At 57.1% G+C, this 23332-nt stretch carries 23 protein-coding genes and 1 pseudogene; 7 read left to right on the top strand and 17 right to left on the bottom strand.

Going from position 1 to position 23332, the window contains the following annotated elements; genetic code table 11:
- Positions 1 to 14: 14 nt before the first annotated feature.
- The 4 genes from DWV16_RS12700 to DWV16_RS12715 all read right to left on the bottom strand — a co-directional run bounded on the left by DWV16_RS12700 (position 15) and on the right by DWV16_RS12715 (position 3916).
- Positions 15 to 377, bottom strand: coding sequence for a DUF1667 domain-containing protein (locus DWV16_RS12700; protein ID WP_066454850.1), 363 nt, complete (start codon positions 375 to 377; stop codon positions 15 to 17).
- Positions 371 to 1609 carry an NAD(P)/FAD-dependent oxidoreductase gene (locus DWV16_RS12705; RefSeq protein WP_118479572.1) on the bottom strand — a complete coding sequence of 413 codons (1239 nt, stop codon included), beginning with the start codon at positions 1607 to 1609 and terminating at the stop codon, positions 371 to 373. The genes DWV16_RS12700 and DWV16_RS12705 overlap by 7 nt, the downstream gene beginning before the upstream one ends.
- Positions 1606 to 3057, bottom strand: a complete 1452-nt coding sequence (locus tag DWV16_RS12710) for an NAD(P)/FAD-dependent oxidoreductase (protein ID WP_118479574.1) — start codon at positions 3055 to 3057, stop codon at positions 1606 to 1608. The genes DWV16_RS12705 and DWV16_RS12710 overlap by 4 nt, the downstream gene beginning before the upstream one ends.
- A 190-nt stretch (positions 3058 to 3247) precedes the next feature.
- Complete coding sequence (locus DWV16_RS12715) at positions 3248 to 3916, bottom strand: FadR/GntR family transcriptional regulator (protein ID WP_118479576.1); 669 nt, start codon at positions 3914 to 3916, stop codon at positions 3248 to 3250.
- Positions 3917 to 4124: 208 nt separating this feature from the next.
- On the opposite strand from DWV16_RS12715, the gene DWV16_RS12720 reads away from it, so the two are divergent.
- The 3 genes from DWV16_RS12720 to DWV16_RS12730 all read left to right on the top strand — a co-directional run bounded on the left by DWV16_RS12720 (position 4125) and on the right by DWV16_RS12730 (position 5577).
- Positions 4125 to 4370, top strand: a complete 246-nt coding sequence (locus DWV16_RS12720) for an IreB family regulatory phosphoprotein (RefSeq protein WP_066454840.1) — start codon at positions 4125 to 4127, stop codon at positions 4368 to 4370.
- A gap of 53 nt (positions 4371 to 4423) precedes the next feature.
- A complete protein-coding gene (gene ymfI, locus DWV16_RS12725; RefSeq protein ID WP_066454837.1) occupies positions 4424 to 5158 on the top strand; it encodes an elongation factor P 5-aminopentanone reductase in 735 nt (244 codons plus the stop codon).
- A 176-nt stretch (positions 5159 to 5334) separates the two neighbouring features.
- Positions 5335 to 5577, top strand: a complete 243-nt coding sequence (locus DWV16_RS12730; RefSeq protein ID WP_066454828.1) for a helix-turn-helix transcriptional regulator — start codon at positions 5335 to 5337, stop codon at positions 5575 to 5577.
- 56 nt (positions 5578 to 5633) lie between these two features.
- Here the strand turns inward: DWV16_RS12730 and DWV16_RS12735 are convergent, their stop codons facing one another.
- From DWV16_RS12735 to DWV16_RS12775, 10 genes are all read right to left on the bottom strand, one after another.
- Positions 5634 to 5933 carry a hypothetical protein gene (locus DWV16_RS12735; RefSeq protein WP_242863566.1) on the bottom strand — a complete coding sequence of 100 codons (300 nt, stop codon included), beginning with the start codon at positions 5931 to 5933 and terminating at the stop codon, positions 5634 to 5636.
- A gap of 87 nt (positions 5934 to 6020) precedes the next feature.
- Entirely contained in the window at positions 6021 to 8402 is a 2382-nt protein-coding gene (locus DWV16_RS12740) for an endonuclease MutS2 (protein WP_118479578.1), read from the bottom strand.
- 4 nt (positions 8403 to 8406) lie between these two features.
- Entirely contained in the window at positions 8407 to 9162 is a 756-nt protein-coding gene (gene recO, locus DWV16_RS12745) for a DNA repair protein RecO (protein ID WP_066454812.1), read from the bottom strand.
- Positions 9116 to 9298 carry a hypothetical protein gene (locus tag DWV16_RS19095; RefSeq protein WP_066454809.1) on the bottom strand — a complete coding sequence of 61 codons (183 nt, stop codon included), beginning with the start codon at positions 9296 to 9298 and terminating at the stop codon, positions 9116 to 9118. The genes recO and DWV16_RS19095 overlap by 47 nt, the downstream gene beginning before the upstream one ends.
- 110 nt (positions 9299 to 9408) lie before the next feature.
- Positions 9409 to 10320, bottom strand: a complete 912-nt coding sequence (gene era / locus DWV16_RS12750) for a GTPase Era (protein ID WP_066455026.1) — start codon at positions 10318 to 10320, stop codon at positions 9409 to 9411.
- A gap of 11 nt (positions 10321 to 10331) precedes the next feature.
- The gene (locus DWV16_RS12755; protein ID WP_118479580.1) at positions 10332 to 10832 is read right to left on the bottom strand and encodes a diacylglycerol kinase family protein; all 501 of its coding nucleotides are present in this window, start codon (positions 10830 to 10832) and stop codon (positions 10332 to 10334) included.
- The gene (gene ybeY / locus DWV16_RS12760) at positions 10825 to 11334 is read right to left on the bottom strand and encodes an rRNA maturation RNase YbeY (protein ID WP_066454806.1); all 510 of its coding nucleotides are present in this window, start codon (positions 11332 to 11334) and stop codon (positions 10825 to 10827) included. Before ybeY ends, DWV16_RS12755 begins: the two co-directional genes overlap by 8 nt.
- A gap of 86 nt (positions 11335 to 11420) precedes the next feature.
- A complete protein-coding gene (locus tag DWV16_RS12765; protein ID WP_066454805.1) occupies positions 11421 to 12398 on the bottom strand; it encodes a PhoH family protein in 978 nt (325 codons plus the stop codon).
- A gap of 167 nt (positions 12399 to 12565) precedes the next feature.
- On the bottom strand, positions 12566 to 13780 hold the full coding sequence (locus DWV16_RS12770) for a sporulation protein YqfD (protein ID WP_243007328.1): 1215 nt from the start codon (positions 13778 to 13780) through the stop codon (positions 12566 to 12568).
- Between the two features lie 22 nt (positions 13781 to 13802).
- Positions 13803 to 14099 (bottom strand): YabP/YqfC family sporulation protein, encoded by a 297-nt coding sequence (locus DWV16_RS12775; RefSeq protein WP_158572868.1) that lies wholly within the window; start codon positions 14097 to 14099, stop codon positions 13803 to 13805.
- A 119-nt stretch (positions 14100 to 14218) separates the two neighbouring features.
- Between DWV16_RS12775 and DWV16_RS12780 the strand changes: the two genes are divergently transcribed.
- From DWV16_RS12780 to DWV16_RS12790, 3 genes are all read left to right on the top strand, one after another.
- Positions 14219 to 15307 (top strand): nucleoside recognition domain-containing protein, encoded by a 1089-nt coding sequence (locus tag DWV16_RS12780; RefSeq protein WP_118479584.1) that lies wholly within the window; start codon positions 14219 to 14221, stop codon positions 15305 to 15307.
- A 69-nt stretch (positions 15308 to 15376) separates the two neighbouring features.
- On the top strand, positions 15377 to 15595 hold the full coding sequence (locus tag DWV16_RS12785) for a hypothetical protein (protein ID WP_066454788.1): 219 nt from the start codon (positions 15377 to 15379) through the stop codon (positions 15593 to 15595).
- A gap of 25 nt (positions 15596 to 15620) precedes the next feature.
- The gene (locus tag DWV16_RS12790; RefSeq protein WP_118479586.1) at positions 15621 to 18416 is read left to right on the top strand and encodes an N-acetylmuramoyl-L-alanine amidase; all 2796 of its coding nucleotides are present in this window, start codon (positions 15621 to 15623) and stop codon (positions 18414 to 18416) included.
- Positions 18417 to 18566: 150 nt separating this feature from the next.
- Here the strand turns inward: DWV16_RS12790 and DWV16_RS12795 are convergent.
- Positions 18567 to 18722 (bottom strand): annotated as a pseudogene (locus tag DWV16_RS12795) (transposase); the annotation flags it as partial.
- A 333-nt stretch (positions 18723 to 19055) separates the two neighbouring features.
- Positions 19056 to 19394 (bottom strand): hypothetical protein, encoded by a 339-nt coding sequence (locus tag DWV16_RS12800; RefSeq protein WP_147349465.1) that lies wholly within the window; start codon positions 19392 to 19394, stop codon positions 19056 to 19058.
- A 543-nt stretch (positions 19395 to 19937) separates the two neighbouring features.
- Here DWV16_RS12800 and DWV16_RS12810 point away from each other — a divergent pair.
- Positions 19938 to 22154, top strand: coding sequence for a transglycosylase domain-containing protein (locus DWV16_RS12810; protein ID WP_066454776.1), 2217 nt, complete (start codon positions 19938 to 19940; stop codon positions 22152 to 22154).
- Between the two features lie 120 nt (positions 22155 to 22274).
- Here DWV16_RS12810 and DWV16_RS12815 read toward each other — a convergent pair whose 3' ends face one another.
- The gene (locus DWV16_RS12815; protein ID WP_118479590.1) at positions 22275 to 23330 is read right to left on the bottom strand and encodes a TRAP transporter substrate-binding protein; all 1056 of its coding nucleotides are present in this window, start codon (positions 23328 to 23330) and stop codon (positions 22275 to 22277) included.
- Between the last annotated feature and the right edge of the window lie 2 nt (positions 23331 to 23332).

Genomic DNA, 23332 nt, shown 5'->3' on the forward strand with positions numbered 1-23332 from the left:
GCTCCGGGGATTTTTTATCCAGCCGGTATATTTTTGGTGGCAATCACGTCGCGGCCAAGGCCCAGAACATTTCCAAGCACGACCGTTCCAGCCTTGACTGGTGCGGTAAGACGGGCCGCGCGAATTTCCGCCATCACGTCAAAAATCTTCCCCTTGGGGATTGGGCCGGACAGCCGCACGCTGCAAAGCGGCAGCGTCCCGCCTTCCACCAGCACCGATGTGGCGATGTTGCGTTGCGGGTCGGACAGTTCCTGTTCGATATACATCCGGCCACGCTCACAGCGCGCGCCTTTGATGGAACGAATTTTTCCGTCCACGATCTCCGCTTCAAGACCACACCCGTTTGGACAGATGATACAGGTATATTCCATCAGCATACGATACACACCTCCAGTTCCCCATCCTCCGAGAGCTGTTCCTTTTCCACCGGGATACGGATCATCTCGGCCGGGAGCGCATTGCGCATCCGGACGGTTTTCACCGTCCTGCCCGTCTGGATGAGTTGGATCTCACAGTCGCGCATCGGCTTTTTTACCCGCAGCGACAAGGTGAAATCCGATTTTCCACTGATCTTCTGCGGCACTGTATAGCCGATGTTTTCATCGGCCTTCACCGCGAGCGGACAGGCCGGAAGGCCGCCGTGCGTGAGATACCCGGCCACCGAATCGGCCAGCGATTCCGCCTCGAGCGAAACAAAATCCACGAGGTCGTGCACATGCAGGACGTTCCCCGCCGCGAAAATGCCATCCACGCCGGTCATCAGATGCTCATCGACCACTGCTCCCCGGGTGCGCGGATCCAGCGCAATACCCGCATCGAGCGAAAGCTCATTCTCCGGGATGAGTCCCACCGAAAGGATCAGGGTATCGCATTCATAATCCTGTTCCGTGCCGGGGATTGGCCGCAGGTTCTCGTCCACCTGCGAAACGGTTACGCCGGTCAGCCGCGCCCGGCCGTGGACATCGGTAACCGTACGGCTTAAATACAACGGAATGCCGTAATCATTGAGACATTGCTCGACATTGCGCGGCAGGCCGCTCGCATACGGCTGGATTTCAAAAACCCCCGCCACCTGCACGCCCTCCAGTGTGAGGCGGCGCGCCATGATCATGCCGATGTCGCCCGATCCCAAGATGACGGCCCGCCTGCCGATCATCCGGTTATAAAGATTGATATAACTCTGCGCAACGCCCGCGGTGAACACGCCCGCCGGGCGTTCTCCCGGGATCGCCAGCGCGCCGCGGGTGCGCTCCCGGCATCCCATCGCCAGAACCACTGCTTTCGCCTGCCAGCTTTGCAGCCCTTCCCGTGAAACGGCGGTCACCACCTTGTCCCGCGTGACCGAAAGCACCGTCGCGCCGGTGATGCAGCGAATTTCGAGCGTTTCGGCCTCATCAGTAAAGTGCTGCGCATATTCCGGGCCGGACAGGGAGGTTTTAAATCGGGTCAGCCCAAAGCCGTCATGGATACACTGACGCAGGATGCCGCCCGGCGTTTTCTCCCGTTCGAGCAGCAGGATGTCCCGCACCCCTTTTTTATGGAGCGCAACGGCCGCGGCAAGCCCCGCCGGACCCGCGCCGATGATGATGACGTCCTTCTTTTGCATCATGCTTCCCTCACCTTCCCCGTGAAGATTTCGGAACCGGTGCGCGCATAGAGCACCTCTTCGGGGCGTTTGCCCAGCTCCTCCTCCAGAATCTGCGCGATGCGCATCTGACAGTAGCCGCCCTGACAGCGGCCCATCATCGACCGGGTGCGGTATTTGACGCCTGCCATCGTGTCCGTGCCGAGCGGGTTGTGCACCGCCTGTAAAATCTCCGCCCGGGTGATCTTTTCGCAGCGGCAGATGATCTCTCCGTAATCCGGGTTCTCCGCGACCAGCGCAGCCTGTTCTTCCGGGGACTTTTCCGCGAACCGGACGATCCCCTTGCGGCGCGGGTTGAAGGCCGGATTTGGTTCCAGCCGTTCACGCGCGGCGATCAGCCCGATCGCGTGACGGGCGATCGGCAGCGCGGCGGTGAGGCCCGGCGACTCGATCCCGACAAGATTCACGGCATTCGGCGCAAGGTCGTCGCGCACTTCAATGGTGAAGTCGTGGATCACGCCGTCTTCTGTCACCCATTTGGGCAGGATGCCCGCGTATGTACGGATATAATCGGGCTTTCGGATACAGGGCCAGAGATCGGACGCACTCTTGGCGAGATAATCGATATTCTTTTGTGGCACGCCATAATAGGAAAAATCGTCAATGTATTCGGCGTCCGGCCCGACAATGACGTTCCCGTCGACTGTAGGCGTAACGTGAATCCCCATATAGGTGTTGCTTGGCACCGGATAGACCGGCATCGGCAAGAGCGGACCGGTGCGCTTGTCAAGCACGATGTAGGTGCCGCGCGAACCGAGGATGCGGTAGCCTTTGATCCCGAGCATGTCAGACACCTTCCCGCAGCCGAGCCCCGCCGCATTGACCACCCATCGGGCACGCAGCACGCCGCGGCTGGTCTGCACCGTCCAGGCGTTTTCTTCCCGTGCAAGACTATTTACTTCGTGATCGAAGAAGAATTTCGCGCCGTTCATGCAGGCGTTCTCCGCGAGCGCGACCGCATATTGGAACGGATCAAGGATACCGCTTGTCTCGGAAAGCATGGCAAACTCGCCAACAACCGCCGGAACCAGTTCGTGCAGCCGCTTTTTATCGATCATCGAAAGACCGGACGCACCGTTCACGCGCCCCGTTTCAATCGTCTGCAAAAGCCGTTCACGGTCCTCGGGCGTATTGCCCACCAATACCTTCCCGGTGCGTTTATACGGCACGTCGAGCTCCCTGGCCGCCGCGTCGAACTCCCGATTCCCCTCCACGCAGAGCCGCGCCTTGAGCGTCCCGGTATCATAAGCAAACCCGCCGTGCAATACGGCGGAATTGCGTCCGCTCGTTTCAAAGCAGACATCCCTGTTCTTTTCGAGCACGCCGATTTTGAGCTTGCAGCGGGTCAGCTCCCGCGCCACAGCGCTGCCAATCACGCCCGCACCGATGATTAACACATCAAATGATTCCATCCGACCGCCTCCAAATCATCCTATGATTTATAAGTTATATATAACACTTCATGTACCTTATGTCAAGTGGATTTTTTCTTTTTCGCTTATATAACAGGCTTTTTATAAATTGAGCGGCAAAACAGGAAAAGTGAAATCATCCTATGATTTTGCCCATTGGGAATGAAAAATTCCCAATGGGCAAAAAAGGCTATTTCGCATCGAGGAAGCGGTTCTGGTTGAAGAGCAGATGAAACTGCATCGCCTGCTGCGCGTCGCTGCCGCGCCGGTCCCGAATCGCTTCGAAAATTTTGCGGTGGGCGGCGACTGTCTGTTCAAACTCCCGTTCGGTCTGCGCGGCAAAAAAAGTCACACCCGCGCTGATAACCGGCAGAAGGTTCGACATGACCAGATTGTGGCTGCACCGCGCAATCTGCACATGGAACGCGCGGTCCGCGTCGGAAAAATCCGTTCTCGCCGCGATAAGCTCCTCGGTTTCGCCGCATCGCCGCTCGAGCTCGCCGATATCCTGCGCGGTGGCGTTCTGGGCAGCGAGCGCCGCGAGCTGCGGCTCGATGATGCAGCGCACCTGCAAAAGATCCGCCACCAGCCTGCGCCGGTCCTCAATCAGCGTGAAGCCCAACGGGTCGTCCGCGATCCCCATCTTCTCTGAAACAAAGGTTCCGGCGCCCTGCCGGATGTCCACGATGTTGCGCGAGGCGAGCATCCGCACCGCTTCGCGTACCGTATTGCGCCCGACACCCAACAGCGCCGATAGTTCGTATTCGTTCGGCAGTTTGTCGCCTGGCGCGCTGCCTTGTTCCCGGATGAGCCGCACCAGCTCATCCGCGGCCTTCTGCGCAAGCGTTTTTCCTTCCAAGTGTAATCCCTCCGTGTACCGGCTTCGCACCGTTTGACCAAACTATACCATCCCCGGAAATGCCTGTCAATCGCCGCGCGGCAGCGTTTCGCATATTCTTAACAGTTTCATCATACAATAACTCAGTGAAATTTACATGTCCATATTGCCATGCGGCGAATTTTGTTGTAAAATGGAAATATCAAATCGAACAGAAAGGGGTGATGTAATGCACGAGCCAACGATATCCTTTTCGATCCATGAGGATAAGGAAAAGCAGCTCAAGGAAATCCTCACCGCGGTTTACGACGCGCTGCGCCAAAAAGGATACAATCCCATCAACCAGATCGTGGGTTACATCCTTTCGGAGGACCCCACCTATATCACCACGCACAACAACGCACGCGCGCTTATCCGTAAAATCGACCGCGACGAGCTGTTGCAACTATTGGTGAAAAGCTACCTGAACGATTGAATCCCGGCTCCCGTCAAATGGCGGGAGCTTTTGTTTGTGAGGTGTTTTGTAAGATGGCGAAAACGGTGCTCATCACCGGGGCTTCCCGAGGCATCGGGCGCGAAACCGCTTTGCAGTTCGCGCGGGCAGGTTACCGGGTGGCCGCCAATTATCATGCCCGAAAGGATGCGGCAAAATCCCTGCTTTCGGAACTCGCGGCGCTCGGCTGCGACGCGGCTGTCTATCAGGCCGATGTGAGCGACCGGGCCGCAGTCGAGGCGATGGTGCAAAAAGCCACCGTGGATTTCGGGCACATCGATCTGCTGGTCAACAACGCCGGCATCGCCCAGCAGAAGCTCTTCACCGACCTCACCGCCAGCGAGTGGGAGCGGATGTTCGCGGTAAACGTGACCGGGATGTTTCACACCTGCCAGTGCGTCCTGCCGCAGATGATCCGACGCCACGAAGGCCGGATCGTGAACCTCTCCTCAATGTGGGGGATCGCGGGCGCCTCCTGCGAAGTGCACTATTCTGCGGCAAAATCAGCGGTCATCGGCTTCACCAAGGCATTGGCCAAGGAGGTAGGCCCCTCCGGGATCACGGTCAACTGCGTGGCGCCCGGCCTCATCGCCACGGAAATGAACGCACAGCTCGACGCAGCCGCGCTGGAGGCGCTGCGCGAGGAAACGCCGCTCGGGAAAGTCGGCACGCCTGCCGATGTGGCTTCGCTGATCTGTTATCTCTGCTCGGACGCGGCTGGTTTCCTCACCGGACAGGTCATCAGCCCCAATGGCGGGTTTGTCATCTGACGGCAAAGTAGCAAAAATACCAGAACATTTGGCAGGGATTGTGCATCCCTACAAAAATGTGTTTTATCATAAACGATCGATCGTATCTTGTGCTATACTGTTCTTAATAAATCGCCGGGCTTGCTCTCTGGCGGTTGAGATTGTATCAGGCAAAGATCTGAGGAGGAACTTTTACCATGTTTAGCAGAAAAACCTTTGGCGAACGGCTGCTGCTGTTGACGCAAAAGGAGGAGCTCACCCCGCGTGCGCTCGCAATGGCTCTGAATGTCAGTGAAAAGCACATCGAGGACCTCACCAATGGCAAAGCGACCGTATCCACCGAAGAACTTGAAAAATTCTCCGCGTACTTTCTTGTGACACAGGACTATCTGCTCGGACTGACCGACCGTCCGCAGATTGCAGAAGGGGCGGCTGACTGAGGAATCGGACGATAAAAAATGCCGGGAAGCACAAGGCTTCCCGGCATTTCTTCTTTTTATTTCTGGTCGAGCTGGCGTTCCAGCCAGATCGAAGCGATGTTGAGCGCGTCGTAGAGGTTGCTCTTCTCGGTTTTTTTGATCACGCGGTCACGCGGGCGCAGTTCGTCGTCAGTCGACCAGATCTGCACAGAAACCTTGCTGGGGAGCAGCTCCTCCCCGACCTTTTCTTCACCGAGGATCTGGAGCATTGCGACATATTTGTCGCCCATGTCCCCATAATAGATCGTCTTGTCACAGCGCACCAGCGGACGGCCCTTAAACTGGAGCGTGCCTGGTTTTGTAATCTTCTTTTCCAATATACATCTCTCCATCTATCTTAAATTTGTAAAATTATACGTTACCAAATATATCATAACACAAATTCCATAGGCTGTAAAGCGAACCTATTTGAGTTCCGCCACCGTCACGCCTGATTCGCCTTCCCCATAGACGCCCATACGGAACCGCTTGACGCTCCTGTGTTTTTTGAGGTGCTCCTGTACGGCCGCACGCAGGGCTCCGGTGCCTTTCCCGTGGATAATTGTGACGGTTGTCACGCCCGAAAGCACCGCGCCGTCGAGATACCGGTCAAGCTCCATCAAAGCCTCTCCAACGGTCATGCCGCGCAGGTCAACCTCCGTTTTGACCTCCCGCTTCGCCTTGGAGGTCACGCCGCGGGTGTTCACGCTGGAATTATTCAAAGTGACCCGCTTATCCTTGTTGTCAACGAGGCGCACCTCGCTCTGGTGCACCTTGGTCTTGATAATGCCCGCCTGCACGTTGACAAAGCCCTGCCCGTCCGGGGCGGAAAGCAGGATGCCTTCTTTGTTAAGCGAAATAAGCCGCACCGTATCGCCGCGTTTAAGCGGCCGCTGCGGCACATAGTTTTCCGGGTTCTTGCGGGTGACCGGGTCGGCCAGATCCTGGAGTTTGCGCATATCCGCCTTGAAGGATATCTTTGTCTGGGCGATCCGCTCCTTAAAGTCCTCGCTGTCCTTCTGCTTGCGCAGTTCTTCCAGCTCATCGAGCAGCTTTTCCGCCTGGGCGTTCACCTGCTCGACAATGCCCCGCGCCTGCACCCGCGCCCGCTCGAGCTCTCGTTCCCGTTCATTTTCCGCGTTTTTCCGGAGCCTGTCAGCCTCCTCGCTCGTGCGCTGCGCCGCGACCCGCTGACTCTCAGCGAGCTTACGCTCGCGTTCGAGCTCCTGCCGGGTGCCTTCCAGCTGGCTGACCACATCCTCAAACCGTGCGTTCTCGTTCGAGACATGGGATTTTGCGTTCTCGATCACCGCTTCGGGCAGTCCAAGCCGTTCGCTGATCGCGAAAGCGTTCGAACGCCCCGGTACGCCAATCAGCAACCGGTAGGTCGGCCGCAGGGTGGCCACGTCAAATTCACAGCAGGCGTTCTCGACGCCATCGGTGTTGAGCGCGTACATCTTGATTTCGGCATAGTGGGTGGTCGCGACGATCCGCGCGCCCTGCTCCCGCAACTGTTCAATGATCGCAACGGCAAGCGCCGCGCCTTCGACCGGATCGGTGCCCGCGCCGAGCTCATCGAGCAGCACAAGGGAATTCTCATTCGCTTCGGCAAGGATGCGGATGATGTTGGTCATGTGCGCCGAAAAGGTGGAAAGGCTCTGCTCAATGCTCTGTTCGTCACCGATATCGACCAGCAGCTTCTCATAGACCGGCAGGGTACTCCCGTCCGAGACGGGCAGCATCAGCCCGCACTGGGCCATCATTGCGAGCAAACCGAGCGTCTTGATCGCAACCGTTTTGCCGCCGGTGTTTGGGCCGGTAACAACCAGCGTATCGAATCCGTCGCCGAGCCGCAGATCGATCGGAACGACCTTCTTCTGGTCGAGCAGCGGATGCCGCGCCTTTTTGAGATTCACGACCCCGTTTTCGTTGAATACGGGGATGGTCGCGCGCATCTCATCCGCAAGGCGGCTTTTGGCAAAATAGAGATCCAGCTCCACAATCGCCTCATAACTTCCCGCGATGCTGTCGGCGCAGCCGCCAACCTGCGCGGACAGCTCCGAAAGGATCCGGTCAATCTCAAGCTGTTCCTTATTTTGCAGGATACGGATCTCGTTATTCGCCTCAACCACCGCCATCGGTTCGATGAACACGGTCGAACCGGAGCCGGAGGTGTCGTGCACAAGCCCCTTGACCTCGCCCCGGTATTCGATCTTGACCGGTACGACAAAACGCCCGTCGCGCTGGGTGATGATATTCTCCTGCAAATACTTTTGATAGGTGGCCGAGCGCACCATTTTATCGAGCACCTCGCGGGCTTTCGCGCCGGCCTGCCGGATTTTGCGGCGGATATCCGCCAGTTCCGGGCTCGCGCGGTCGGAGATCTCCTCCTCCGACAGGATCGCAGTCGTGATGCCGCGATAAAGGGTCGGCAGCGCGATCACCGACGAAAGGAGCCCTTCCAGACTGGTCGGCTCGCCTTCGAGCTGGTCGTGCCAGCGTTCAATCGTTTCGATCGCGCGCAGCACCCTTGCCACATCCAGCAGTTCGCGCGGCGAAAGCCGCGCGCCGACCTGCGCGCGCTTTAACGCCGCGCCGCAGTTTTCAACCGAGCCGATCGACGGTGTGCCGTACCGGTTGGTCAAGGTATTTGCATCGACCGTGAGCTGTAAAAGGCGTTTCGCGTCCCGCAGCTCGTACGCCGGCGCGATTGCCAGCGCGGCGTCTTTGCTGTCCGCGCAGCCGCAGTGCTGCGCGAGCCGGTTTAAAATCTTATCGAGTTCAATTGCTCTGCAATATTTATCCATCTGTCTATCCTCTCATGGCCAGATAAAAATCCAGCGTGTCGAAGCGTTTGTCAAGCTGCACCATCACATAGTGCTGGGTGATTTCATTCAGGTTCTGCTGCGTCTCGTCGGAGACGGTAAAACCGAACAGTTTCCCAAAATCCGCATAGATGATATGCCGCATCGCAGCCAGCACGCTTTTGGAAAGCGGCACCGCGATTTCATTTTCCGGAAGTGTTTCGGGCGCGCAGTCCCCACAGATAATCTGCGAAAGCCGCGGCAGAAAAAGCATCCGCTCCGCCTCGTAGTTCCCACAGGAACAGCATCCTACAAGGTTGGGCATGAAACCCGCCATTGTAAGGAGCCTCAGCTCGTAAACCGGTTTGATGAAGACGCAGGTACGTTTGTCCCGGTCGAGCAGGTGCAGGCTGTTTAGGAGAAGACGCAGATAGCCTTCCGCATTTTCCTCATGCGGGGCGACCTCCGCCGTGAGCTGGCAGAAATACGATGCGAGCGAAAGCTTTTCCACATCGCCGCGCACCCCCATGAACATCCGGTTCAGATCCGCTTTGTCCACCGTATACTTCTGCCGGTTTTCAAACAGCACAAAACACGAGTAGCTAAGCAGCTCCGCGCAGGCCCTGAGGGCTGCGCGCGGCTTCCTGGCTCCCCGTGCGTAAGCTGATATGATTCCACGTTCCTTCGAAAGCAAAGTGAGCACGCTGTCGAACTCGTCAACCGCGCGCTCCCGCAGAACGATCGCGTCGGTCGTAATATGCACTGTGTTCTCCCGTCGGATGCGGCGGCACCGGTACGCCCGATGCGCCGGAATGCAAAATCTCAGTATAGCGCAGATAATCGGATACCTTTCCGGTCTGCAAAAACTGTTCGTAAGCGTTCTGTGCGTTCTGTTCCATCGGGACATCCCTCCAACATCTTGTTGGGATTATCTTTTCCGATGCAACGGACGATATCAGAGGGAAAGTCTATCAGGCTTTCCAACAATTTGGACTTGACAAACGAAATTTTAGTTGTATCCGAACGAACGGATGATGTTTTCGCGGTTGCGCCAGTCCTCCCGGACCTTGACCCAGCACTTGAGGTTCACCTTGCAGCCCAAAAACCGCTCGATATCCTCGCGCGCCTGCGAACCGACTTTTTTGAGCATCTCTCCGCCCTTGCCAATGATCATTCCCTTGTGGGAATCTTTTTCACAGTAGATCTGCACCTCGATGTCCAGGATACCGCCGCCTTCGCGTTCCTTCATTCGTTCCACCGCGACCGCCGTGCCATGCGGGATTTCCTCGCGCAGGCTCCGCAGCAGCTTCTCCCGCACGATTTCCGCCACGATCACCCGTTCGGGCTGATCGGTCAGCGTGTCCGCGTCAAAGAAAAACGGCGACGGGGCCGCGAATTTCGCAAGCTCTCCGAGCAGCTCGTCCACCGCATCCCCGCGAAGCGCCGAAATCGGCACGATCGCCTCAAAATCATATGCCTGTGAAAAGGCCAGAATCCGGCTCATCAGCTTTTCTTTTGCGCTGACGGTGTCGATCTTGTTGATCGCGAGGATCGCCGGGATGCGCTGCGTTTTAAAGGATGCGATCAGATCCTGTTCGGCCTTGTGGATTTCCCCCATGGGTTCGACCACCAGAACGGCGACATCCACGTCCGCGACGCTGTCGGTCACCTGCTGGTTCATATATTCGGAAAGCTTGGTGCGAGGCTTGTGCAGGCCCGGCGTATCGATGAACACGAACTGGGTGTCGTCCTTTGTCAGCACGCCGGTGATCCGGGTGCGGGTGGTCTGCGGCTTATTCGAGACGATCGCCACCTTTTCCCCGACCAACGCGTTGAGAAGGCTCGATTTTCCCACGTTCGGCTTGCCGACAATGGCAACGAACGCCGATTTTGTCTCATACTGAGGTTCCGTATAATTCATAAATTTTCCTTTCATTTGGAGCTGCCGGATTCTTTTGTACCGGCGTCCTTGCGCTGTCCGCTGTAGAAGATAAACCAGACCGAAAACGCGGCGGACAAAACGAACGCGGCGAGGGCGGGCGGAGCCGCCAGCGCCGCTTTTGCGAGCAGCAGCAGCTTCGCGGGACGCCAGAGCAGCGAACAGCCGATCCCGACGCTGACCGACGCCGCGACAAGCACCGCACCCGCCGCCACATCTTTGACTACCCGCGCGAGCGGATGCACCTGCGGCGACGCAAGGTCCACCACCGCCTCCACCGCCGTGTTGACCATCTCCATGACGATCACGGCCCCAGCAGTCAAAAGCAAAATTGCAAAATCCGTCCCGTCCACATCGATCAGCAGCGCCAGCGCCAGCACGTAGGCCGTCGCGACCAGGTGGATGCGGAAGTTTCGCTCGCAGAGCACACAATATTTCATCCCTGACGCGGCGCAGGCAAAGCTTTTGGCCAGGCTGCGAATCCTGTTATTCATCCTCGTCGAGCACGTAGCTTGCATCCCGGCGCAGCCCGAGGCTTGCAAGGATGCTCTCCTCCTTCTCGCGCATGCGCACCTGTTCGAGCCCGCCCGCTTCGTGATCATAACCGAGCAGGTGCAGCATCGAATGCACAGTCAGGAAACCGATCTCCCGCTGCAGGGTGTGCCCATACATCCGCGCCTGTGCAAACGCGCGTTCGATCGAGATGACGATATCCCCCAACTGCAGCGCGCCGGTTTCCATATTGCGGTCGTAGACGCCGTTCTCCCCGAGCGGGAAGGAAAGCACGTCGGTCGGCATATCCTTATCGCGGAATTCCTTGTTGAGCTGACGGATCTGTTCGTCGGTCACAAAGCTGACGCTCACCTCCGCGTTCTCGTGAAAATCCTCCGAAAGCAAAACCGCATGGCAGCAACGCCTGATCAGCAAACGGATACCGCTGGGGATTTTCACTTCTTTCTGTCGGTTTGAAATCAGGACCTTGATACTCTCTGCCATTTTGTTTGATTGCCCTCCTTGTATTTTTCCCGCCGCGCAGTGTTTTTTGCATCGGCGCACGTCATGCCTGCTGATTGATATACGCATCATCCGGGCCGCCTCTGGTGGGCGTTCGCGTGATAATATTTTTCATATGCTTTGATGATCTCCTGCACCAGGTGATGGCGCACGACATCCTTTTCGGTAAAGTGGATAACCGCAATGCCGTCTACGCCTTTCAGGACTTTCACCGCTTCCACAAGCCCGGAACGGCGCGGGTCAGGCAGGTCGATCTGGGTCACGTCGCCGGTGATGATCGCCTTGGAATTAAAGCCCAGGCGGGTCAGAAACATCTTCATCTGTTCGGGCGTGGTGTTCTGCGCCTCATCGAGGATGATGAAGCTGTCGTCGAGCGTGCGCCCGCGCATGTAGGCGAGCGGCGCAACCTCGATCTGCTGGCGTTCGACATATTTCTGGAAATTCTCCGCGCCGAGCATATCGAACAGCGCGTCATAAAGCGGCCGCAGATACGGGTCGACCTTGTTCTGCAGATCGCCCGGCAGAAAGCCGAGCTTTTCGCCCGCTTCGACCGCCGGGCGGGTCAGGATAATCCGGTTAATCTCATGCGCGCGGAAAGCCCGCACCGCCATCGCCACCGCAAGATAGGTCTTTCCGGTGCCGGCCGGGCCGACGCCCAGCGTGATGGTATTTTCACGGATGGCCTGGATATATTTCTTCTGTCCAAGAGTTTTCGCCTTGACCGGCTTGCCCGCCGTCGTGATGCAGACCACGTCGTCCGAAAGCGCCGCGACTTTTTCCTCGGTGCCCTCGCTCACCATGGCCATGACATAGCGCACATTCTGCTCGGTGATTGCCTCGCCTTTGTTGATGAGCGAAAGCAGGCCGGTGATCGCGCGCACCGCGAGCGAAACCTTTTCCTCATCGCCAAACACCTTGATTTCGGTGCCGCGGCAAGTGACCGTTACACTGTATTCCTGTTCGATCAGCCGCACATTTTCGTCGAAGCTCCCAAAAAGCGCCAGCGCATGTTCCATGCGGTCGATATCTACCAACTGTTCGATCATGTTTTTTAATCCATCCTTTTGGAAGCCCGCCAGATTTCACCGTTTTTTCACAGTGCTGGCGTATCTCTGCGTTTCCATTTAACAGTATAGCAAATTGTCGGAAAGATAACAAGCATATTTCACATAAATTTATGAATATTTTGTGAAACTTCCCTAGTTATTTTTCCCTAATATCCGCCTTCTCGGATCGGTTTTGGGTCCTCCAGGTTCTTTCGGTCGTGAACCGGAATCTCCACCTGTTCAGCAATATCCACCTCCACGACGTACTCCCCCCGCAGGGTCAGTATGCCGTTTTCGGTAGAGGCCGCAGCCTGCCGCATGAGGATTGCATCCCCCCAAGCGGCCTGTTCTTTTTTGAGCAGCTCCCGCTCGGCCATCCGCAGCGCAAGCTCGGGGCTGATCTCCTGTTCGTCGCGTTCGTAGAAAATATAAGTCTCCCGAGATATCTCGAACGGCAGCTCCATCCCAAACACCGTCGGATGCAGACAGGTCTGCTCGAGCTTATAGTCCCCCTCCAGCCCATGATAAAGAAAGAGCGGAACCCGAAGGCCCATCACCTCCAGATACCGGCGGCGGGTCACTTTTCCGGTCTGCCGCACCTGTTCCTGCAAAAGCGGCACCTGCACCTCGAGCGACTGCGGCACATGCGCAATCACCTTCGCGTTCGCGCGCATAAAGTGCGTGAGGCCCCAGCGGTCCTCGTATACGCCACTCACAATCAGGTCGCCCGCGCGCACCGCGTCCCCGGCCTTGCAGACCGCGACCCCGTCGATCACCTCCATCCGCTTGATCTGCCCGTCCTGCGACGCCACGACGTTCGCCGGCACGCCGGTGTCGATCTTCCGCGGGGGCTTCGCCCGTTCGCGCACCACCAGCGTCGCGGTCGTGCCATGCAGATAGACGGCCGCAAACGACAGATCATCCACCCGGAGCATCATCTCCCGCCCCACAAATCCGGTATCCACATTGTGCTTGAGCACTCCGCGGCGAACACCCGCCTCCGAAAGCGCATTCTGCAAAAGCTGTGTATCCACAGATTCGTTGCCTTCTACCTGCACCACCCAGATGAACTGCTGGGACAAGAGCATCGCCAGCGCGAACAGGACCGCGCCTGCCGTGATGCCGATCCTCCTGCGGTAACGGAAGGTCAGAAACGGCAGGCCGTGCCGTTCGCCCGCGCGCAGGCGTACGCCCGCTTTCCGGGAGAGGCGGTGCATCCGGCGGTAGCCGTTCGCGGAGGTGTACCCGGTGAAATGCTCCTCGGTCTTGCGGCAGCCCCAGGTCGGGATGCCGTGGTGCGCACAGAGGTTGATAAACCGTTCTATCGAACCGCCGCGTGCAAAAAAACGCACATAGCCGCGCAAAAAGCGCAGCAGTTTCACGATGTACAAAGCGGCCGGCCCCCTAATTTGTGAATTCGATGGAAGTGAAATAACCCTCCACCACCACACTGCTGTCGGTCATACTTTTGAGCTGCAGGTTTCTGCCGGTAAATTTGAGGTTCAGCTTGCCGGTATTGAGCCGGATGACCTTATCGTTATATTCAAGCACCCCCTGGCAGTGCTCGATCACCGCTTCCTTATTCCCCAGCAGCTCGATTTCCGGAAGCCCCTCCACCACGTCGACCGGCAGCCCGGTCAGCCGGGTGAGCTGGTCGGCGAAGGTGGGCCGCTGCTCCTGTCCGCGTTTCTTTTTAAACATATCCGATTCCTCCATACGGGCCTGTTCGCGCAAGTGGGAACGTCCCGGTCATTCTTGTACGCTTCTCTTCATATCTATTAAAAAACATGGGAATTTATGAGGCGGTGGAGGCGTTGGGAATGAAACGGTACGGATGGGTTTGGGCGGCGCTCGCGGCGGTGGCGGCCGCAGGGCTTTTGTGGAAGACGCAGGAGGTCTGCGCCGGAGTGCGCACGGGCCTTTTAAACTGCGCAAACGTGCTGATCCCGTCGCTCTTTCCATTTATGATTCTGGCAGGGCTCATCTCCCGCACTTCGGCCGGGCCCCTGCTTAGCCGCTGCGTCGGCCTCATCACCCGGCCGATGGGGCTTCCCGAACGACTTGGCTCGGTGCTGCTGATGAGTTTTGTGGGCGGCTTCCCGGTCGGCGCGCAGATGCTCTCCGAAATGCTCGCGCGTCGGGAGATCAGCCGCGATACCGCCGAGCGCGCGCTCTGTTTCTGTGTGAATGCGGGGCCTTCGTTTCTCATCTCCGCCGTCGGAGCGGGGATGCTCGGCAGCAGGACCGCCGGGCTGGTACTGCTCGGCGCGCAGCTTCTTTCATCGCTCACGGTAGGATTCCTGCATTTTCACGGCGGAAACATCCGGCTTCCGCCGGTTTTGCAAACGCCTTCCAAAGATGCGTTTGTCGAGAGTGTGCGCGGCGCGGCCGCCGGGATGATCGGCATCTGCGCGTTTGTGGTGGCCTTTTCCGCGCTGGCGGCGCTGCTCGACGCATTCGGCGTTTTCCGGCTGCTCACCGGAGTCCTGGCCTCCTTTTTCCCGGCGCTTGGGGAACGTTTTTTTTCAGCGGCGCTCACTGGGCTGCTTGAAGTCACAAACGGTTGCATCGCCGCGGCCGGGCTGCACACCTTCCAGGGATTTGTGCTCTGCGCGTTCCTGGTTTCCTTTTCCTCCATAAGCATCATCTTCCAGGTAAAGAGCTGTTTTCCGGCCGAAACGGAAATTTCCTTCGGTAAATTTTACCGGTCGCGTCTCCTGCACGGCGGCATCACCAGCCTGCTGGCCGCGCTCGGCTACCGGCTTATCCCTCCCGCAGAGCTGGCCGCGGGCGCAATGGTCTCCCGTCCGGTACCGCAGGCCACACCGAACATGCTCTTCACCTGCGCATGCCTCATCGCGATGTGCACCATCCTCATCCTGCCGCAGCGCGGGAGAATTCATAATTAGCCATAGAAATTGTCGAAAACATACGGTATAATTGTAACGATATGATTTCAAAAATCGCGGAGGTTCAAAATGGGTAAACTATCGTTGTTCTCTAAAGAAATTCCACCGGCATGCGAATACTGCAAATACGGTTTCCTCACGCGGGACGGCAAGACGGTGCTCTGTGAAAAAAAAGGGGTCAGCAATCCGTACGACTCCTGCAGGAAATACCAATATGCTCCGCTCAAACGGGTCCCAAAGCGCCCGAACGCACTGCCGAAATTTGATAAATCGGATTTTTCGCTTTGAACAAATCGATTGAAGGAATGAAACGATGATGAATCATTCAAAAAGACACGTCATCTGGCGCACGCTGGCCGTTTCGCTGGCGGCCGTCCTTTTGACCGTTACAGTGCTCGCCGCCAGCGAGCTCTTTTTTGGGGAGATCCCCCGCAAGACCTATCCCGACGGCATCCCTGCCCCGCAGGGGGAGCTGCGCGCGCTGACCGTGCGCACGCAGGACAACGCCGATTTCCCCAGCGCTCCCGGCCTTCCGGCAAAGATCCTGCAGGACGAACTCGACGAGCTCGCCACTTTTGCCAAAACCTACGGCTACAACGCCATTTTTTTTGAAGCTTCGCCGCAGGGCGACGCCTTCTACCGCTCCTCCATCCTGCCGTCGAGCGCTTTCTGGACCGGCGAACAGGGAAAATTCACCTTCTTCGACCCGCTCAAATACCTGGTCAACATCTGCAAGGAAAAGAATATTCAGATCTACGCGGTCGTCAATCCATTTCACCTTGCGGCCGAAGTTTCCACCGATTCCCCCGCCGCAAAGAACCCATCCTGGGTCTCGGCGGGCAGGCTCAATCCCGCAGAAACCGGCGTGCAGAAACTGGTCGGCAAAATCACCGAAGAGCTGACCGCCAACTATGACGTCGCGGGCGTGCTGCTCAGCGGAGTGGATTCCGAGGCGTACGACGCGCAAGACTATGCGAAAGATCTTGCCAATGCTGTGGGGTACGCCCATGACGCGGTAAAGCACAAGGACAGCCAGCGGCTTGGGCTGGTGGTGAACAGCGGCGCGGTCCTGCCGGAAAACGGGATGCGCGATCTTTCCGCCCTGCCGCTGCAAAACGGCGATCTCGATTTTGTGGTGCCGGTTGTCCCGGCCTCCACCGTGAACGACGCGGCGGCCTATGCGGCCGAACTTTCCGCCTGGGATCTGCGCTGTGCGGACAGCGGTTCTGCCGCCTACTACCCGCTGCATGCGGTGGACGACGGCACCGCCTTCCTGCATGTGATCGACAACGGACTTTTTCTCGAACGCCAGCATAACGCCGACGGCGTGGTGGTCAGCAACTATGGCGCGCTGAACACCGAGGCGCGGGTCGCCGCCTATTCGGTCGCGGCCACCTTCGCGCAGGAACCGTCCGCAATGATGTCGGATCTCAGCTATCCCCAGACCTTTGCGGTGACCCGACCGGCCCAACGGCTCACCACCTCCTATGACAAGTATTTTATCACCGGCACCTCCGATCCCTCTCAGCCGCTTCTCTATAACGGGCAGGAGGTTTCCCGCAGTCCCCAAACAGGGCTTTGGGGACTGCTTGTGAACGTCCCCTATGGAACCAATACCTATTCCTTTTCGCAGGGCGGCGCCACCAAAACTGTGACGATCGTACGCCCGCAGCCATCCGGCGCCGTCGCGACGATCGATTCCATCCAGAAATCCGACCTCTACCCGTCCGCTGCCGAAGTTGTGCTCGACGGCGACGTGCTCAAGCTTTCCTGCGTCGCACCGGCGGGTGGCACTGTGACCGCCTCGATCGGCGGGCTCACCCAAACGCTTGAACCGCTTTCCGCCGCGAGCCAGAACGGCATTGCAATGACCTACCAAGCCACGCTTGACCTTTCCTCTGTCGCGGTTGCCGGACAGGTCAAAAAACTGGGGCCCATCACCTATAACCTCAACTATGCGGGCATGAATTCCTCCCAGCAGTCGGCGGGCGAGGTCTTCGTAACCGGCGAAGGGATTGTCCCGGTCGCAAAGATGAAAAACTTCTCGCCCATCAGCCAAAACGGCAAGGACGACGGCGATTATTCCACCCTGCTGAAAAAGGACTGCGTCGTGGAGATTGCCGAAAACCCACGCGGCGGCTATTATAAGCTGGTTACAGGCGACTACGTCCCCAAATCGAGCGTCGATATCCCGGAAGGCGCCGTGACCGCGCAAAACAATGTCACCGCCATCTCGCTTTCACGCGTGCCAAAGGGCGAAAAGATCATTCTTACCGGCACGGCGCGGCCATACTTCAAAGGCGAGCTCGTGGATGGGAAGCTCACCGTGACCCTACAGAACATCACAGGTTTTGAAAAGCTCAATGCCAAGGGGCTCGAAAGCCAACTCTGCGAATCGATCGACAGTGAAATCGGTGAGGATCAGAGTCTTACGCTGACCTTCACCCTGGCCCAGGGCGTCGACCTGCTCGGTTGGGACGTCCAGTTCGAAAACGACGATACCATTATTTATCTGCGCAAAAAGCCGGCGCTCCTCAAAGACACCGCCACACCGCTCGCGGGCGTAACCATCCTGCTCGATCCGGGTCACGGCGGCACCGACCCCGGGGCGCTTGGTATTCCGGGTGAGACGGGCCCGATGGAAAAGACCCTCAACCTTGCAAATTCCTACGCCCTGCAAAGCCGCTTTGCGGCACTCGGCGCCGAGGTCCATGTGGCCCAGGCGGATGAGACAATGACCCTGAACGACCGTATCCAGCTCGCCGAGACGCTCGACGCGGACGTATTCATCTCGAGCCATCACAATTCACTCGGAGAGAACGTCGATTCCAATGACGTTTCGGGCATTGAGGTTTATTATTACAACAGCCAGTCGGAGTCCTTCGCGCAGGCGATTGGAGAAAACCTTTCGCAGGACACCGGCCGCAAGCTGCGGTGGGCCCAGTGGTCCTGGTACCGGGTCACGATGATGACCGCGCGGCCCGCCGTGCTGATCGAATCGGGTTACATCTGCAACCCGTCCGAGTACGAGGAGATTGCAAATGAACAGGCCATGTACCGCTACGCGAACGCCGTCGCGGATGCGGTGCTCGCCTACTTCGGGGATTGACACGAAGGGCTGCCACCCTTCGCAGCCGCCAGTTATTTTACAGTCATTACACCCTTAAGATGGGTGGCATGAGGGGCCGTCTATAAGGCCATAAGAGAAGCCAGCGCCTAAAAGACGCTGGCTTTCACTTTGTTCAAGCCACGGTGGTATGTACTTTAGATTTGCATGCCGCTCAAACATCATCATTGCACTTTTTCCTTTTAGATATCCCATGATTTGCGACGCACTCTGCTTTGACGGTATACGGAGGAGCAGATGGATGTGGTCGGGCATCATACGCCACTCTATAATTTCTATTCTTTTCCATTTATCCTTTTCTTAGCGAAAGTCATAATGAAAACCGCCGGACCCTATCAGGCCCGGCGGTTTTCGGAAAAATGGCAGCAAAAAAGCGGCTGCTCGTACAACCGCTTAATTGTGGGGAGTTAAGGCTGATCAGACCTTACGCATTTTTCAAAACTGATTTTTCAGGAGGAAGACTTTCAAGTAATTGAAGTCTTAACCTGTTTTTATTATATGATACGCAAGGGATAAAATCCGCCTTTTTAGATTACAAAGCGGTAACAAAATAGTAACAAAAACAAGGGAAAGATTACAAAGCGGTTACATCTGTCTCCAACCACCAGATGTTGTGGTTGGCTAGCTGATATAATCCTCAATCAGCGCGGTGAGCTCCTCATAGCTCTGCACCCGCACGCCCCGTTGCAGCTCCTGCTGGTCGAGTTCCGGCAGGGTGCGGACATATACGTCGAACACCATGTCCGGCTGCACAAGATCATCGGTAAATACCGCCAGCTTCCCTTCATAATTGCGCAGAAGATATGGATACCCCGTGGTATCTTCAATCGGCGGCGGTTCAGGCATGCTGGAGGAGGTCATCTCTGGCGGAACCGTCTGCGGCACCGCATAGGCGACTCCGATTGTGATCAGGGACACCACCAGAATTCCTACAAGCGTCAATATCACTGCATTACGCATCTTAAAACTACACCTCATTCCGGGATCGGCCAAAAATCCATTTGGATGAATTGATTTACAATATTTTGCACACTGTTTAGGTAAAATATTCAGTAAGCGGTTCCCTGTTTTTGTTTTTCCGAAGCGCCTGCCTCATTCGTTTAAAAAACTGTAACACTTTACCTTTATTCTGTGGTATAATAACCGCATGGCCTTTTTTCAATGCGGTTATTATACCGCTATGCGCGGGACGATCCGCGCCTTTGGCGCTCCCGCCCCAGTGCGCAATTCTCCCGCCGCACGCTTCGCTCTTGCGGGAGAATATCCGCATGGCCTTTTTCCAATGCGGTTATTATACCGCTATGCGCGGGACGATCCGCGCCTTTGGCGCTCCCGCCCCAGCGCGCAATTCTCCCGCCGCGCGCTTCGCTCTTGCGGGAGAATATCCCATATGCAAATGCATCATCCATTTTTCTCTGTTTTATGGCATACTATTCTATAGATATGTAATCCCAGTAAAAAAGGTCTCTGCATTGCGCTCATCTGTAAGGAGGATTCTACCGAATGGGGTCTAACAAAAAATATTCTGTTGGCAGCATCGTCAAAGGGACGTTTGCCAACATTGGCCGCGTGATTGCTGCGCTTATCATGGTCGGTATCATCACTGGCTGTATCGTGGCTTCGGTATTGACCGTCTATATCCTGCGCTACATCAATTCGGACGACCAGGTCAGCCTCGACAACCTCCCGCTCAAATACACCACCATCATCTATGCCGATGACCCGGCGACCGGTGAACCTTACGAACTGCAGAGCCTGCAGACCGCGGAAAACCGGATATGGGTATCCTACGATGAGATTCCTGAGCACATGGTCGAAGCACTGGTCGCAATTGAGGACAAGCGCTTCTGGGAGCATCAGGGCGTCGACTGGAAGCGCACCTTTGGTGCATTCGTGAACCTCTTTGTCCCCATCTATAACACCCAGCAGGGCGGTTCGACCATCACCCAGCAGGTGGTCAAGAATGTCACCGGGGATGATGACCTGCGCATTGAGCGCAAGGTGCAGGAGATCTTCCGCGCGCTGAACCTAGAAAAACGCTATTCCAAACAGCAGATCCTGGAGGCCTACCTCAATACCGTCTACTATGCGAACTCCTGCTACGGCGTGCAGGCGGCCGCCAATACCTATTTCGGTAAGGATGTAAACGAGCTTTCGGTAGCTGAATCGGCAGCCATCATCGGCATCACCCAGTTTCCCGGCCGGTATGACCCGTTTGTAAACCCCGATGACAACAAGGAGCGTCAGGAGCATATCCTTGCGGAGATGCACGACCAGGGCTATCTGAATGACAAGGAATACGAGGATGCTGTCAATGAGAAACTCGTTTTCCAAAAGGACATCGCCTACGCCAAAAAGAATATTATCTACAGTGATTTTGTCGACCATCTCATCGAGGAGGTAATCGCCGATCTGGTATCGGAAAAAGGCTACACTTACGCTTATGCGCAGAGCCAGGTCTTTAACGGCGGTTACCGCATCTATGCGACTGTAAACCAGCAGATGCAGGACAGCCTTTCGGCCTATTATAAAGATGTCGCGAACTTCCCTCAGACCGTCTACAATGAAGAATACCCGCAGTCGGCCTGTGTGGTCACCGATCCAAACGGTAAGGTGCTCGCGGTCGCGGGCGGCATCGGTGAGAAGGAATATTCCCGCGCGCTCAACCGCGCTACCCAGTCGCTGCGCCAGTGCGGATCGTCGATCAAGCCGATCTCCGCCTATCTGCAGGCGATCGAAAACGATGTGGTCACCTGGTCCACCAAGCTGGAGGACTCCCCCATCAAACTCAACGACAAGGACTGGCCGGTCAACCATTATGGCCGTTACCTGGGGCCGATCACCATCGATGAGGCGATCCAGCGCTCAACCAACACCATCCCGGTCAAGCTGATCGAGATCATAACCCCCCGCCGCGCTTTCGATTTCCTGCACGACAAGCTCGGCATGGAAACGCTGGTTGAACGGCAGGTGGTCGACGGACGGATTCTCGGAGACGTCGATCTCTTCCCGATGGCGCTCGGCGGGCTCACCAACGGCGTCTCGGCGCTTGAAATGGCGGGCGCTTACCAGATATACGCAAACGGCGGTTATTTCACCAAGCCATATGCCTACACCAAGGTGCTCGACGCGAACGGAGAAACGATCCTTGAGCGCGACATTACGCCGCGCCGGGTCATCACCCCGGAAACCGCCACCATCGTCAACAAACTGATGCAGCGGGTCACCACCGGGCCTTACGGAACCGGCGCGGGTGCAAAATTTTCCACCATGCCGGTTGCAGGCAAGACTGGAACCACCGACGACGACCGCGACCAGTGGTTTATCGGCTGCACGCCCTATTATGTCTGCGCTGTCTGGATGGGCTACGACACCCCGGAACGCATCCGCTATTCCAGCTACCCGCCGCCGCTCGTTTTCAAAGCGGTTATGGGACCGCTGCACGAAGGGCTCGAAGTTCAGCAGTTCCCTGTCTGGGGCAATGTGGTTGAGAAGGCCTACTGCACCGAAAGCGGCGACTTGGCGCTCGACACCTGCCCAACCACTGCTATCGGATGGTATAAGGAATCCTACATGCCAGGCACCTGCACGCTCCATTCGGATGTCACCGACTCGATTGACCTCGACGATCTCACTCCCGCCGAGCGGCGCGCGCTCCGGTTGAAGCAGAAGGAAAAGGAAGATAAGGACGATCTCAAGATCATTGACGACGAAGATTAATCAAACTAAAGACAGGAGGCTGCCTACGGCAGCCTTCTGTCTTTAGTTTTCACGCAGGCGGATACATGCTGATTGCGCGCCCTGCCCAGTGCAAAAAAACAGCCGCAAAGCGGCTGTTTTTTATGAAAAGTTCTGAATCATCTGGTAGACCCGCCGGTCGAACGCGGCAGGCGGCGTGTATTTGTCGGTCCCGGTCCCGCTCGAGCCATAAATCGCCACGCCGATTTCCGGTCGTTCGATGTCCACAATTTCGATCCCCATATTCACCATCTGCGCAAGAAGTTCCCGGTCGCGCCCTTCCCGCCGCAGTTCCATCTGCGCCAGCAACCCAGCCAAGCCTTCGCGCACCACTGCCTGTTCCCATGCGGAAAGGCTTGCGAAGGCCTCCTGATTGGCCACCAGCCAGAGCGGCGAAAGATTGTGGAAGGTACGGATCAAATAGAGCGAATCAGGATCGGACAGCAGCTGGAGCGCCTGTTCGAGGTCAACTTCAATCGTATCGATCGTGACAAGGTCGCCGGGCTTGGTCAAATCATCCGGCAGGATTTCCACCTCCTGCCCAAGCATTGGCACGAGCGAGGTATGCGAATACGGCAGCACCCGTGCGCCAAGCACCTCAAACATTCGGATTTTTTCAGCGTTGTCGGTGCGCATCGCAATTGCCAGATCCCGAAAATCAGAAGGCACCCGCAGCTCCCCCCGATTGGTGACCAGGCAGGAGGTACCGTTATAGAGCGCCATCATCGGCAGCAGATTGGTGCCGGCAAGCCGGTCGGTCAGCAGCGTGAGCATCTCCTCCGAATTGAGCGCAATGCTCATATGGTTATAGTCGTCATAGGTAAACGGCAGCGAAAGCATCCCGAACAGGCTGTTCGCCTGCGCCATCTGAATGTTGCTGAGGAACGCGAAATCCGCCTCTCCCGACGCCACCGTTTCATGATCTGGAAAACCGCTTTGCACCTCGATTTCGAGCATCCCGCCGCTCAATTCAGAAACCCGCGCAGCGAAGCGCTCCGCCTCCTCACGCACCATCGCGTCCTTTTCACTCACCTGCATGGTCAGGCTGCGGGTGATCTTCACCGAAATCTGCCGCATTTCAGCTGTGCCAGAGGCGCACCCGCCCAAAACCAGCATCGCCGAAAGCAACAGGATTACAGCTCTCTTTGCTTTGCACATGG

It is taken from the genome of Anaerotruncus sp. AF02-27, from assembly GCF_003465835.1.
Taxonomy (GTDB): domain Bacteria; phylum Bacillota; class Clostridia; order Oscillospirales; family Ruminococcaceae; genus Anaerotruncus; species Anaerotruncus rubiinfantis.